General features: G+C 65.8%; 16 protein-coding genes. 10 read left to right on the forward strand and 6 right to left on the reverse strand.

Annotated features, from left to right (window positions below; genetic code table 11):
• Positions 1 to 77 precede the first annotated feature (77 nt).
• From ACREB7_RS01055 to pyrE, 6 genes are read right to left on the reverse strand one after another with little or no spacing between them, the layout of a single operon-like run.
• Positions 78 to 1,169, reverse strand: a complete 1,092-nt coding sequence (locus ACREB7_RS01055; RefSeq protein WP_431590455.1) for an AI-2E family transporter — start codon at positions 1,167 to 1,169, stop codon at positions 78 to 80.
• 16 nt (positions 1,170 to 1,185) lie between these two features.
• Positions 1,186 to 2,040 (reverse strand): signal peptidase I, encoded by an 855-nt coding sequence (gene lepB, locus ACREB7_RS01060; RefSeq protein ID WP_431590456.1) that lies wholly within the window; start codon positions 2,038 to 2,040, stop codon positions 1,186 to 1,188.
• A 2-nt stretch (positions 2,041 to 2,042) separates the two neighbouring features.
• Positions 2,043 to 2,444 (reverse strand): holo-ACP synthase, encoded by a 402-nt coding sequence (acpS, locus tag ACREB7_RS01065; protein ID WP_431590457.1) that lies wholly within the window; start codon positions 2,442 to 2,444, stop codon positions 2,043 to 2,045.
• A 3-nt stretch (positions 2,445 to 2,447) separates the two neighbouring features.
• Positions 2,448 to 2,840: a hypothetical protein gene (locus ACREB7_RS01070; RefSeq protein ID WP_431590458.1), complete on the reverse strand. Its 393-nt coding sequence runs from the start codon at positions 2,838 to 2,840 to the stop codon at positions 2,448 to 2,450.
• The gene (locus ACREB7_RS01075; RefSeq protein WP_431590459.1) at positions 2,841 to 3,569 is read right to left on the reverse strand and encodes a pyridoxine 5'-phosphate synthase; all 729 of its coding nucleotides are present in this window, start codon (positions 3,567 to 3,569) and stop codon (positions 2,841 to 2,843) included.
• Positions 3,566 to 4,147, reverse strand: coding sequence for an orotate phosphoribosyltransferase (gene pyrE, locus ACREB7_RS01080; protein ID WP_431590460.1), 582 nt, complete (start codon positions 4,145 to 4,147; stop codon positions 3,566 to 3,568). The genes ACREB7_RS01075 and pyrE overlap by 4 nt, the downstream gene beginning before the upstream one ends.
• Before the next feature lie 230 nt (positions 4,148 to 4,377).
• Between pyrE and coxB the strand changes: the two genes are divergently transcribed.
• The 10 genes from coxB to ACREB7_RS01130 all read left to right on the forward strand — a co-directional run bounded on the left by coxB (position 4,378) and on the right by ACREB7_RS01130 (position 13,177).
• Positions 4,378 to 5,484, forward strand: coding sequence for a cytochrome c oxidase subunit II (gene coxB / locus ACREB7_RS01085; protein WP_431590461.1), 1,107 nt, complete (start codon positions 4,378 to 4,380; stop codon positions 5,482 to 5,484).
• Positions 5,485 to 5,499: 15 nt separating this feature from the next.
• Positions 5,500 to 7,173 (forward strand): cytochrome c oxidase subunit I, encoded by a 1,674-nt coding sequence (ctaD, locus tag ACREB7_RS01090; protein ID WP_431590462.1) that lies wholly within the window; start codon positions 5,500 to 5,502, stop codon positions 7,171 to 7,173.
• A gap of 59 nt (positions 7,174 to 7,232) precedes the next feature.
• The gene (locus ACREB7_RS01095) at positions 7,233 to 8,144 is read left to right on the forward strand and encodes a heme o synthase (RefSeq protein WP_431590463.1); all 912 of its coding nucleotides are present in this window, start codon (positions 7,233 to 7,235) and stop codon (positions 8,142 to 8,144) included.
• Complete coding sequence (locus tag ACREB7_RS01100; RefSeq protein WP_431590464.1) at positions 8,141 to 8,296, forward strand: hypothetical protein; 156 nt, start codon at positions 8,141 to 8,143, stop codon at positions 8,294 to 8,296. Before ACREB7_RS01095 ends, ACREB7_RS01100 begins: the two co-directional genes overlap by 4 nt.
• A 10-nt stretch (positions 8,297 to 8,306) precedes the next feature.
• On the forward strand, positions 8,307 to 8,867 hold the full coding sequence (locus ACREB7_RS01105) for a cytochrome c oxidase assembly protein (RefSeq protein WP_431590465.1): 561 nt from the start codon (positions 8,307 to 8,309) through the stop codon (positions 8,865 to 8,867).
• A gap of 80 nt (positions 8,868 to 8,947) precedes the next feature.
• Complete coding sequence (locus ACREB7_RS01110) at positions 8,948 to 9,823, forward strand: cytochrome c oxidase subunit 3 (protein ID WP_431590466.1); 876 nt, start codon at positions 8,948 to 8,950, stop codon at positions 9,821 to 9,823.
• 1 nt (position 9,824) lies between these two features.
• Entirely contained in the window at positions 9,825 to 10,217 is a 393-nt protein-coding gene (locus ACREB7_RS01115) for a DUF983 domain-containing protein (protein ID WP_431590467.1), read from the forward strand.
• The gene (locus ACREB7_RS01120) at positions 10,210 to 10,869 is read left to right on the forward strand and encodes an SURF1 family protein (RefSeq protein WP_431590468.1); all 660 of its coding nucleotides are present in this window, start codon (positions 10,210 to 10,212) and stop codon (positions 10,867 to 10,869) included. The genes ACREB7_RS01115 and ACREB7_RS01120 overlap by 8 nt, the downstream gene beginning before the upstream one ends.
• Before the next feature lie 27 nt (positions 10,870 to 10,896).
• Entirely contained in the window at positions 10,897 to 12,294 is a 1,398-nt protein-coding gene (gene thrC, locus ACREB7_RS01125; protein WP_431590469.1) for a threonine synthase, read from the forward strand.
• On the forward strand, positions 12,287 to 13,177 hold the full coding sequence (locus ACREB7_RS01130) for a class I SAM-dependent methyltransferase (RefSeq protein WP_431590470.1): 891 nt from the start codon (positions 12,287 to 12,289) through the stop codon (positions 13,175 to 13,177). The genes thrC and ACREB7_RS01130 overlap by 8 nt, the downstream gene beginning before the upstream one ends.
• The last annotated feature ends 128 nt before the right edge of the window (positions 13,178 to 13,305 follow it).

The following is a 13,305-nucleotide window of genomic DNA, read 5'->3' on the forward strand; positions in this document are numbered from 1 at the left end:
GATCAAAGACAAGGCAGGCCCCGGGTCAAGCCCGGGGTGACGAGACGTGGAGCGGCAACTCCGCCCCCGCTACCCCGCTACCCCGCCGCCTTCTTCTTCACCTGTGGCCCCGCATTGCGTTCGGCCTCGCGTTCCAGCGCGACCTTGATCATCGCGACGATCGGGTCGGCGAGGAACAGGCCCATGATGCCGAGCAGCGCCCCGAACAGGATTTGCGCGCCCAGGACGAGGGCGGGGGCGAGGTCGACGGTCTGCTTGGCGACCATCGGCACGATCAGGTAACCGTCGACGGTCTGGACGATGAAATAGATGGCGATGGCGGCGAGCCCGGTGTCGGTCCCCGCCGAGAATCCGACCAGCACCAGCAGCACGCCCGACACGATCGCGCCGATATTGGGGATGAAGGCGAGCAGCCCGGTGAGCAGCCCCATCAGCGCCGCCATCGGGATGCCGACCGCCAGGCAGGCGAGCCAGGTCCCGATCCCTTCGACCACCATGCCGAGCAGGCGCCCGGCCATCAGGCGGCGCAGCGTGAAGCCCATGCGCGCGGTGGTGATGTAGAAATTTTCGCGGCTCTTCATCGGCAGCATCCAGGCGACGCCGCGTTCGTAGAGCCTGGGCTCGATCGCGAGGAACACCCCGAGCACCAGCACCATGACGACGCTCGTCAGCGCCCCGAGCACCGTTCCAACCGCAGCGGTGACGCGCCCGACGGTGCCCGCCAGATTGTCGGTGATCGTCTTGGTGTCGATCTGAAGGTCGCCCATGCCGTGCGCGCTGGCCCAGGCGGCGATGCGCTCGACCTGTCCCATCACGACCTTTTGCAGGGTCGCGGCCTGGTCGGCGATCTGCGAACCCGCGAACATCACCGTCCAGACGAGAAAGGCGACGAGCGACAGGCAGACGATGAGCAGTCGCCAGCCGCGCCCGATCGGCAGCACCCGGCCCAACAGGCGGGTGCCGCCGTCGAGCATCGCGGCCATCACGATGCCGGCGAAGATCAGCAGGATCGGCTGGATCAGGATGATGCACACGCCGACGAGCAGTGCGAGGCCGAGCCACACGCCGGCCTTCAGCAATTCGTCGCGAACCAGGTCGCTGCGGATTTCGGTCGGACCCGGCGCTTCGGCGCTGGCCCTGGCTTTCGCCCGTGCGTCGGTGTCCGCCATGCCGGTTACTCCCCGTCTATTTGCCGCTATGCGCGGGCGTCAGATCGGTTCCCGCCCGGCCCGACCGCAACGCCTGGAACCAGCTCAGCGGATTATACCATTTGGCGGTCCCGTCGGTGGAGAAGGTGATGATCTCCGCCCGCCCCGCGATCGCATCGAACGGCACCGGCCCGCCGAGCCCGAGCGAGCTGACCGGAACGCGGCTGTCGGCGCTGCCGTCGCGGTTGTCACCCATCAGAAAGACATGCCCGGCCTCGACGAGCTTCGGGCCATAATTATCGACATCGGGACGATCGCCCATGTCGATGGTGTCGAAGGTCGCGCCGCCGGGCAGCGTCTCGCGGACGATCGGCACTTCCAGCACCGCGCGCCCCTGTGCGTCCTTGGTGGCATAGATGTCGAGCGCGCTGCCGCCGGTTTCGCTGTGCGACGGGGTGTTGGCGTCGATCGGGATGATCAGCGACGGCTGGACTTCGCGCTTCACCGCCTTGCCGTTGATGAACAGCGCGCCGTCCCGCATCTCGATCGTGTCGCCGGGCAGGCCGATCACGCGCTTGATATAGTCGGTACGGTCGCCGGGATGCTCGAGCACGACGATGTCGCCGCGTTCGGGCAGCTTGCCGAAAAGTCGCCCCGCGAATTTCGGCGCGAGGTGAAAGCTGATCGAGGCGTAGGACCAGCCATAGGGATATTTGCTGACGATCAGCCGGTCGCCGCTCAGCAGCCCCGGCATCATCGAATCCGACGGAATGTAAAAAGGCTTGGCGATGAAGCTGTGGATGCCGAGCACGAGCAGCAGGATCACCGCGATGTCGCGGATGAACTTGCCCCAGCTTTCCTCGCCCTTCGCCTTGGTCTTGTCCTTTGCCATGCTTAGTCCTTGATCGCCTCGATGATGACGAACGCCTGCGCCCAGGGATGGTCGTCGGTCAGTGTCAGATGGATATGCGCGCTATGTCCGGCCGGGATCATCGCCGCGAGCCGTTCGGCGGCGCCGCCGGTCAGCGCGAGCGTCGGGGCGCCAGAGGGCGCGTTGACGACGCCGATGTCCTTCATAAACACGCCGCGCTTGAACCCGGTGCCGACGGCCTTGGAGAAAGCCTCCTTGGCGGCGAAGCGCTTGGCATAGGTGCCGGCGCGGGTGAACGGCCGCCGCGCCGCCTTGGCGCGCTCGACGTCAGTGAAGACTCGCTTCTCGAACCGCTCGCCGAAGCGGTCGAGCGAATTCTGGATACGCTCGATATTGCAGAGGTCGGAGCCGAGGCCGATGATCATCGCCTACGCCTCGCATCTTTTCTTGAGCCGGTCGCGCAGCCACGACTCGGCCGGGGAGTGCCAGCCATATTGGATCGGCCCGTTCACGCTTTCCCGAACGTCGGCGATCAGCAGGTCGGTCGTCTTGCTCCAGTCGCATGACGGCATGATCTGCCCCTCTTTCAGGGTAAGTTCGGTAGCAAAATAGCGATCGACGATCGCCCGGATATAGCCGCGGCATTCGCCGGCGTACCGGCGCGAAGCCGGGTCCTCGGACTGCTCGAATTTTTCGTCGCACATATATTGCAAGGTCGAAACGCCCAGAAAGGGAGGCGGCCCTGTCAGCGACCGCGATTGCGCGGGATGCGACATGAGGAGCATCGCGGCGAACAGAGCGGTGCGTGCGCTCCGGTGCATCTACCGCGCCTCGTCCATCAGGTCGCGCATCCGGCGCACCGCATCTTCGAGGCCCGTGAAGATCGCCTCGCCGATCAGATAATGGCCGATGTTGAGTTCGGCGAGTTGCGGGATCGCGGCGATCGGGACGACATTGTCATAGGTCAGCCCGTGGCCGGCGTGCGGCTCGATGCCATTCTTCCACGCCAGCGCGGCGGCGTCGGCGATGCGGCGCAGTTCGGCGGCGCGTTCTTCGCCCTCGACATGCGCATAGCGGCCGGTGTGGAATTCGACGACGGGCGCGCGCAGCCGCATCGCGGCCTCGATCTGGCGCGGGTCGGGTTCGATGAAGAGACTGACGCGGATGCCCGCGTCGTTGAGCCGCGCCACGATGGGGGCGAGGTGGTTGTGCTGCCCGGCCGCGTCGAGTCCGCCCTCGGTCGTGCGCTCCTCGCGCTTTTCGGGAACGATGCAGGCGGCGTGCGGCGCGTGGCGCAGCGCGATCGCGACCATCTCGTCGGTCGCCGCCATCTCCAGGTTCAGCGGAAGGTCGGTCGCCGCCTGGATGCGGGCGAGGTCGTCGTCGCGGATATGGCGCCGGTCTTCGCGCAGATGCGCGGTGATGCCGTCGCCGCCGACCGCCGCGACGATCTCCGCCGCGCGCACCGGATCGGGATGTTCGCCGCCGCGCGCGTTGCGGATCGTCGCGACATGGTCGATGTTGACCCCGAGACGTAGACGGCTGCTCAATTCGCGCGGCTCCCTGGCTTTATTGCCTTGGTCGCCGCCAGTTCGGGCGGCAGTTCGTCCTCGGCATAGGTGGGGAAGTTGATCGCGACGAGCGGGTAAAAGGGAACCCCCAGATCGACCGACCCCGCCGAGCGGTCGACGAGCGCCGCTTCGGCGATCACTTCGCCGCCCGCCGCCGCGACGCACGCCATCGCCTCGCGCGACGACAGGCCGGTGGTGACGACATCCTCGACCATCAGCACTTTCGCGCCCTCGGCGATCGTGAAACCGCGCCGCAGTTCGAAGGTGCCGGTCGGGCGCTCGACGAAAATCGCCGGCTTGCCGAGCGCGCGGCCCATTTCATGGCCGATGATGACGCCGCCCATCGCGGGCGACACAACGATGTCGATCGCCTGTTTCAGCTCGCGCGGCAATTTGGCGGCGAGCGCGATCGCGAGGCGCCCGGCGCGCTCGGTGTCCATCAGCACGCGCGCGCATTGCAGATAATATTCGCTGTGGCGGCCTGAGGAGAGCAGGAAATGCCCCTGCAGCAGGGCGTCGGCGGCGCGGAATTCGGCCAGGATTTCGTCGTCGGTCATGGGAGAATGGGTCTTTTTTTCAGGGCGTCGTCCTGCGGGAACGACGAGGTTTGGGCCGGGCGAATTTGCCAGCCGTAAAATAGTGTTAGAGATGCTTGAGGCAAGCGGCAAGCGGGTCTATAGCGCCCGCAAGATTCAGCCTGCGGAACGGCTGCCGCGACGCATGTCCGGCCGTTTTTCCGGGGGTTGGGTGGTAAATAGAACAACAGGCAACGGGCGGCACTATCCTTATGAAGAGCTTGAAAACCCTTGTAATCGCGGCGGTTTTGTCGCTCGGCGTGGCGGGCGTCGGTCAGGCGCAGGCTCCGGCGGCGGCTCCCGCCACCGCTCCTGCAGCAACGACCACGGCGACTCCGGCTCCGGCGGCTCCCGATGCGGCCGCTGCTGCGGCGACCACCGCCGATGCGGCCAAGGCGGCCGTTCCCGCGGGCGACGCGACCTATGTGCCGATGAAGCCCACCCCCGGGGTCGGCCAGCCGATCGATGCGGGTTATGACTTCCAGCCGCAGGTGACGCCGATCGGCGAACAGGCGCAGTGGTTCAACCATATGATCCTGCTCCCGGTGATCACGATCATCACGCTCTTCGTGCTCGGGCTGCTGCTCTGGGTCATCGTGCGCTACCGCGCCAAGGCGAACCCGGTCCCGTCGAAAACGACGCACAACACCTTCATCGAGATCATCTGGACCGCGATCCCGGTGCTGATTCTCGCGGTGATCGCGGTTCCCTCGATCCGCCTGCTCGCCGCCCAATATGAGCCGCCGAAGAAGGAAGCGCTGACGATCAAGGTCACCGGCTACCAATGGTATTGGGGCTATGCCTATCCCGACCAGGGCATTGGCGAATATGTCTCGAAGATCCTGCCCGAGGACAAGGCCAAGGCCGCCGGCGAACCCTATCACCTCGCCGTCGACAACCGCATGGTTGTTCCCGTCGGGCGCCAGGTGAAGCTGATCATCACCGGTGCCGACGTGATCCACAGCTTCGCGGTTCCGGCCTTCTGGACCAAGATGGACGCGGTCCCCGGCCGCGCCAACGAAACGACCTTCACCCCGACCAAGGTCGGCGTCTATTACGGCCAGTGTTCGGAGCTGTGCGGCGTCGACCATGGCTATATGCCGATCGCGGTCGAAGTGCTGCCGGTCGACAAATGGGAAGCCTGGGTCCGCTCGAAGGGCGGCGACCCGTCGCCGAAGCCCGCGGCGCCCGCCGCTGCGGCGCCGGCTCCGGCCGCACCCGCCGCGGCAACCGCCGCTCCGGCTGCAACCCCCGCCGCCGCTCCGACCGAGACTGCACCCGCAGCGGCGCCCGCCGCCGCCCCGGCCGCCAAGAAATAACAAGGGGTCCGACAGATGACCGATATTGCTGCAACTGCACCCGCCCATGGCCATGCCGACCACGCGCATGACGACCATGGCCACGACACGCCGGGCTTCTTCGTCCGCTGGTTCATGTCGACGAACCACAAGGACATCGGCACCCTTTACCTGATCTTCGCGATCTTCGCCGGCATCGTCGGCGGCGCGCTGTCGGGCCTGATGCGCCTCGAACTGGCGCATCCCGGCATCCAGTACCTCACCGGCTGGGCGCAGTTCCTCGACGCCGGCGCGTCGGAAGTGCAGGGCAAGCATCTGTGGAACGTGTTGATCACCGCCCACGGCCTGATCATGGTGTTCTTCATGGTCATGCCCGCGATGATCGGCGGCTTCGGCAACTGGTTCGTACCGCTGATGATCGGCGCGCCCGACATGGCCTTCCCGCGCATGAACAATGTCAGCTTCTGGCTCACCGCCGTTGCTTTCATCATGCTGCTCGGGTCGAGCTTCGTTCCCGGAGGCAGCGGCCATGGCGCCGGTACCGGCTGGACGGTCTATGCCCCGCTATCGACGAGTGGCTCTGCCGGGCCGGCGGTCGACATGGCGATCTTCTCGCTCCACCTTGCCGGTGCGGCGTCGATCCTGGGCGCGGTCAACTTCATCACCACCATTTTCAACATGCGCGCGCCGGGGATGACCCTGCACAAGATGCCGCTGTTCGTGTGGTCGATCCTCGTCACCGCCTTCCTGCTGCTGCTCGCGCTGCCGGTTCTGGCCGCCGCGATCACCATGCTGCTCACCGACCGCAATTTCGGCACCACCTTCTATGATGCCACGGGCGGCGGCGATCCGGTGCTCTACCAGCATCTCTTCTGGTTCTTCGGCCATCCTGAAGTCTATATTATGATCCTGCCGGGCTTCGGCATCGTCAGCCAGATCATCTCGACCTTCAGCAAAAAGCCGGTCTTCGGCTATCTCGGCATGGCCTATGCCATGGTCGCGATCGGCGTCGTCGGCTTCATCGTGTGGGCGCACCACATGTTCACGGTCGGCATGAGCGTGAACCTCAAGATGTACTTCACGGCGGCGACGATGGTCATCGCGGTTCCCACGGGCATCAAGATCTTCAGCTGGATCGCGACGATGTGGGGCGGTTCGCTGACCTTCAAGACCCCGATGGTCTGGGCGATGGGCTTCATCTTCATGTTCACCGTCGGCGGCGTGACCGGCGTCGTGCTCGCCAATGGCGGCGTCGACACCGTCTATCACGACACCTATTATGTCGTGGCGCACTTCCACTATGTGCTGTCGCTGGGCGCAGTCTTCTCGCTCTTTGCCGGCTTCTATTACTGGTTCCCGAAGATGTCGGGCCGGATGTACAACGAGTTCCTCGGACAGTTGCACTTCTGGGTCTTCTTCATCGGCGTGAACGTCATGTTCTTCCCCCAGCATTTCCTGGGCCAGCAGGGCATGCCGCGCCGTTATCCCGACTATGCGGAGGCCTATGCCTTTTGGCACCTCGTCTCGTCATGGGGCTATGTGATCATGGGCGTCGGCATGATCTTCTTCTTCCTGAACATCGGCTACTCGCTGTTCGCGGGCAAGAAGGCCGCCGACAATCCGTGGGGCGAAGGCGCGACGACGCTCGAATGGACGCTGTCGAGCCCGCCGCCGTTCCACCAGTTCAACGAACTGCCGCGTATCGCCTGATCGGTTGCGCCCCCTGCTGACTTCGGCAGGGGGCGTCTCCCCTTCGGGCCGGAGTAGACATGGCGCAGAGCCTGACCCACGGCGAACTCCCGCTTCCGGCGGATTGGCGCGACCTGTTCGCGCTGACCAAGCCGCGCGTGATGTCGCTTGTCGTCTTCACCGCGCTGTGCGGTTTGCTCGCGGCGCCGGGCGAGGTGCATCCGGTGCTTGCCTTCTCGTCGATCCTGGCGATCGCGCTGGGGGCAGGGGCGTCGGGCGCGCTCAACCAATGGTATGAGGCCGGCCTCGACGCCAAGATGAAGCGCACCGCCGGGCGGCCGCTTCCCGCCGGACGGCTCGATCCGCAGACCGCGCTGCAATTCGGCGTCGGGCTCGCCGCCTTCTCGATCTTCCTGATGTATTTTGCGTCGAACTGGCAGGCGGCGCTGCTGCTGCTCGTCTCGATCCTGTTCTACGTCTTTGTCTATACGATGTGGCTGAAGCCCAGGACGCCGCAGAATATCGTGATCGGCGGCGCGGCGGGGGCCTTTCCGCCGCTGATCGGCTGGCTCGCCGCGACGGGCAGTTTCGCGCCGCTGCCGGTGCTGCTGTTCCTGCTCATCTTCCTGTGGACGCCGCCGCATTTCTGGGCGCTCGCGCTGTTTATGAAGTCCGATTACGCCGCCGCCGGCATCCCGATGATGCCCGTCGTCGCGGGCGAGAAATCGACGCGGCGCCAGATCTTCTTCTATGCGTTGATCATGGCGGCGGCGGCGATCGTGCCCTGGCCGCTCGGCTACACCGGCGCGCTCTATGGCTGGACCGCTGTCCTCCTGTCGGCGATATTCGTCCTGCTGTCGCTTCAGGTCGGCACCCGCACGACGCGCGACGGCGACGGCATGAAACCCGAAAAGCGCCTGTTCGCCTTTTCGATCGCCTATCTTTTCATATTGTTCGGCGCCGTCGTTGCCGACCATTGGTGGCCCCTATGACCGATCAGACTCCCGACCTCCCCGAACCCTTTGACGAGGTCGAATATCGGCGCCGCCAGCGCAGCCGCGCGAATTTGATGGCGGTGCTGCTGATCGGGCTGGCGCTGCTGTTCTTCTTCATCACCATCGCCAAGATGACGATCCTGAAGTGAGGGGCCTGACATGATCGCGCGCCTGTCCCCCAATGCGAAGACCGCCAGCCTTGCGGGCCTGCTCGCGCTGTCGATGGTCGGGCTCGGGTTTGCGGCCGTGCCGCTCTATAATCTGTTCTGCCGCGTCACCGGTTTCGGCGGCACGACCCAGCGTTACGACCCGGTCGCCGCCGCCGCCGAGCCGCAGGTGCTCAGCCAGACGATGTCGATCCGCTTCGACGCCAATGTCTCGCCGAAGCTGCCGTGGAAATTCTATCCGGAACATCCGACCGACACGGTCAGCATCGGCGCGCGCGACATGGCGATCTTCATCGCCGAGAACAACTCGCCGCACGCGGTGACCGGGACCGCCAGCTTCAACGTCACCCCCGACGCTGCGGGCAAATATTTCACCAAGATCCAGTGCTTCTGCTTCACCGAACAACGGTTGGAAGCGGGGCAGCAAATCCGCATGCCGGTGCTGTTTTTCGTCGATCCCAAGATCATGGACGACCCCGACGCGCGCGACATTCAGGAAATCACGCTCAGCTACACCTTCCACCCTGTAGACGAGGCTAAAAAGGCCAGCTAAGGCCGCGAACAAGAGTCTTAACAAGCTGGCGGGCGATGGGGAATCGCGACGTCGGGGCTGCTAAAAACGGGAAACACGCCATGTCCGGTGCCAAACATCATGACTATCACCTCGTAAACCCCAGCGTCTGGCCGTTGATCGGCTCGGTCGCCGCGTTGACGATGTTCTTCGGGCTCGTGATGGCGATGCACGCCGATTATTTCGGCGGCGCCGGCAAATGGGTCCTCGGGCTCGGCTTCATGGGCGTGATCGCCACCTTCTTCAGCTGGTGGTCGGACGTCATCAACGAAGCCCATGCCGGCGACCACACCCCGGTCGTCCAGTTGCACCTGCGTTACGGCATGATCCTGTTCATCGCGTCCGAAGTCATGTTCTTCGTCGGCTGGTTCTGGGCCTGGTTCGATTTCTCGCTCTTCCCGGTGCCCGTCGAACTCGCCGATGGCGCGGTAACTTCGCTGTTCGGCCAGGACGGCGCGACCGCGATCACCATGTGGCCGCCGAAGGGCATCCATGTCATCGACGCCTTCTCGCTGCCTTTGCTCAACACGCTGATCCTGCTCTGCTCGGGCACGACGATCACCTGGGCGCATCATGCGCTGATCCATGGCGACCGCGAGGGCCTGAAAAAGGGCCTGTGGGCGACGATCATCCTCGGCATGATCTTCACCTCGATCCAGGCGTATGAATATGCGCACGCGCCCTTCGCCTTCGGCCAGATCAACTACAGCTCGGCCTTTTACATGGCGACCGGCTTCCACGGTTTTCACGTTCTGGTCGGCACGATCTTCCTGATCGTCTGCCTCGCGCGCACCTACAAGGGCCACTTCACCCCGACCCAGCATTTCGGCTTCGAAGCCGCGGCCTGGTACTGGCACTTCGTCGACGTCGTGTGGCTGTTCCTCTTCATCATCGTCTATGTCTGGGGCGGCTGGGGCGCACCTGTCGCCGCGCACTGAGTTGCCGGGCACCGACCAACATCAAAAGGGGCAGCCGCCACTCTGGCGCGCTGCCCTTTTTGGCCTCTGCCCCGAATGCGGGACGCCGGGACTGTTCGAAGGCGCGGCGAATTTTCGTGATCGCTGTCCATCGTGCGGCTTCGATTCGGGGCGCTATAATGTCGGTGATGGCCCCGCGGCCTTCCTGACCCTGATCATCGGCGCGCTGCTGATCGTCGCCGCGCTCCTGCTCGATTTCGCGGTCCAGCCGCCCCTGTGGGTGCATGTCATCCTGTGGGTGCCGCTGACCGTCGCGGCGGTCATCTATGGCCTGCGCATCGCCAAGGGAGCGCTGCTTGCCAGCGAGCATCAACGACAGGCGGCCGAGGGCCGGGTGGACAAACCGCATGACTGACGAACCGACCGCCGCCGCAACGCCCGCGCCGACCCGCCGCTGGCCGATCGTCCCGACGATCATCGTACTCGCCGCCGTGGCGACGATGATCGCGCTCGGCGTCTGGCAATTGCAGCGCAAGCAGCAGAAGGAAGCGCTGATCGCGCTCTACCAGCGCAACACCGCGATGTCGGCGACCGTCGCCTATCCCGAACTGCCGCCGGTTCCCGACGCGATGCTCTATCGCAAGAGCAGCGTCACCTGCCTCGAACCCGTGCGTTGGGACCAGCGCAGCGGCACCGACCGCAAGGGCGCGCAGGGCATTCGCATGATCGCCGACTGCCGCACCGGCGCCGAGGGGCCGGGGGTGCTGGTCGACGTCGGCACCGCCGAAGATTTCACCCCGCCCAAATGGGCTGGCGGCACGGTGCAGGGCACCATCGTTCCCGGCCCCGAACAGCCGACTTTGGTCGAACGGCTGACCGGCAACGCCATGCCCGCGCGCGCGATGCTCGTCGCCGATGTGCCTGCGCCGGGCCTCCATCCCAGCGCGGTGCCCTCGGCCGCCGACACGCCGAACAATCACCTCGCTTACGCCGGGCAATGGTTCCTGTTCGCCGCCGCCGCGCTGATCATCTATATCCTCGCCGTGCGCCGCCGCTTGCGGCCTTGACCTTGGCCCGCTAGGCGCTGGGCCGCCATGGAATATATCAGCACCCGCGGCTCCGCGCCGACCCTCGACTTTCGTGCCGCAACCCTTGCCGGTCTGGCCGGCGACGGCGGGCTCTATGTGCCCGCACAATGGCCGCAGCTGAGCCTCGAAGAGATCCGCGCCTTCGCCGGTCTCGACTATGTCGAAACCGCAGTGCGGGTGATGAGCCCCTTTGTGGCGGGCGTGCTGTCCGAGGATGAACTGCGTCAGCTGTGCAAGGCGGCCTATGGCCGGTTCAGCCACGATGCGGTGACCCCGCTCGTCCAGCTCGACCATCGCCACTGGCTGCTCGAGCTGTTCCACGGGCCCACGCTGGCGTTCAAGGACGTCGCGCTGCAATTGCTCGGCCAGTTGTTCGAGAAATTTCTCGCTGGCGGCGACACCAACATCACGATCGTCGGCGCCACCTCGGGCGACACCGGTTCGGCGGCGATCGAGGCGGTCGCCGGGCGCGAGCATATCCAGATCTTCATGCTCCATCCCGAAGGCCGGGTCAGCGACGTCCAGCGCCGCCAGATGACCACGGTGCTCGCCCCCAACGTCCATAATATCGCGATCGACGGCAGCTTCGACGATGCGCAGGCGATGGTGAAAAGGCTGTTCGGCGACGCCGAGGCGCGCAGCCAGGTTACGTTGTCGGCGGTGAACAGCATCAACTGGGCGCGGCTGATGGCGCAGGTCGTCTATTATTTCTACGCCGCCGTCCGCCTCGGCGGCCCCGACCGCCCGGTTGCGTTTTCGGTGCCGACGGGCAATTTCGGTGATGTCTTCGCGGGCTATGTCGCCTCGCGCATGGGCCTGCCGATCGCGCGGCTCGTCGTCGCGACCAACGTCAACGACATCCTCCATCGCGCTTTGACCAGCGGCGACTATAGCGCGGGCACGGTCACCCCGACCGCGACGCCGAGCATGGACATTCAGGTCAGCAGCAATTTCGAACGACTCCTGTTCGACCTGTCGGGCTGCGACGGCGCGGCGATCACCGGCATGATGGGCGAGTTCGACCGCAATCGCGCGATGACGATCCCCGCCGACATGCTCAGCGGGGCGCGCGGGCTGTTCTCCAGCGCCAGCATCGACGGCGATTCGATGTCGCTCGCGCTGCGCTGGGCGCAGGAAAAGGGCGGGCAGGTCATCGACCCGCACAGCGCCGTCGGCCTCGCGGCGGCGCGCCGGCTCGACATCGACGCGGACATCCCGGTGGTCACCCTCGCCACCGCGCATCCCGCCAAGTTCCGCGAAGCCGTCGAGCGCGCGACCGGCGTCCGTCCGGCGCTGCCCGCGCGGCTCGGCAACCTCTTCGACCGCGAAGAACGCTACACCCGGCTGCCCGGCGACTATGACGCGGTGAAAGCCTTCGTCCTCGCGGAAGCGGCGCGTGGCTGATCTGCAACCCCTCGTCACCCTCGTCGGCGAGGCGTGGGACGATTATGGGCTGGTCGACAGCGGCAATGGGCGCAAGCTCGAACGCTATGGCCGTTTCCGTTTCATCCGCCCCGAACCGCAGGCGATGTGGGCGCCCGCGCTTCCGCAGGACGCATGGGACGCCGCCGACGGCGAATTCATTCCGGCGTCGGACGACGATGGCGGCGGCCGCTGGTATTATAACAAGCCGGTGCCGCAAGAGGGCTGGCCGCTCGGCTGGCGCGAGACGCGCTTCACGGCGCAATGCACGCCCTTCCGCCATCTCGGTTTCTTCCCCGACATGGCGCCGGTGTGGGACTGGCTGCGCGGACAGGTCGCCGACAAGCCCGATCCCGCCTTCCTCAACCTCTTCGGCTACACCGGCGTCGGCAGCCAGGCGCTCGCCGCTGCGGGCGCCTCGGTGACGCATGTCGACGCGTCGAAAAAATCGGTGTCGCAGGCGCGCGAAAATGCCGCGCTGGCGGGCATGGCCGACAAGCCGGTCCGCTGGATCGTCGACGACGCCGGCAAGTTCACCGCGCGCGAGGTGCGGCGCGAGAAGCGCTATGACGCCATCTTGTTGGACCCGCCCAAATTCGGGCGCGGCCCGACCGGCGAACGCTGGCAGCTCGAGGAAGGGCTCGCGCCGCTGCTCGCCGACTGCCGCCAGTTGCTCGACGCCGACAGCCGCGCGCTGTTCCTCACCGTCTATGCGGTGCGCATGTCGGCGCTCGCGATCGGCGAGTTGCTGAACCAGCTGTTCGCCGATCTTCCCGGCACGGTCGAATGCGGCGAACTCGCGGTGCGCGAAGAGGCGAGGGGCCTGCTGCTGCCGACCGCGATCTTCGCGCGCTGGAGCCGCTAAGCCGCCGGCAGACGGTCCTTTGCGATGAGCGGCAATCCTGCCGGGGCCATGTTGACTGCGAATAGCGCAAGTCGCCGCGCTGTACTGGCAGTGCGGGCCGACAGCGGTTTTACCGCCACATTGCTGCA

The organism is Sphingopyxis sp., from assembly GCF_050725615.1.
Classification (GTDB): Bacteria; Pseudomonadota; Alphaproteobacteria; order Sphingomonadales; family Sphingomonadaceae; genus Sphingopyxis.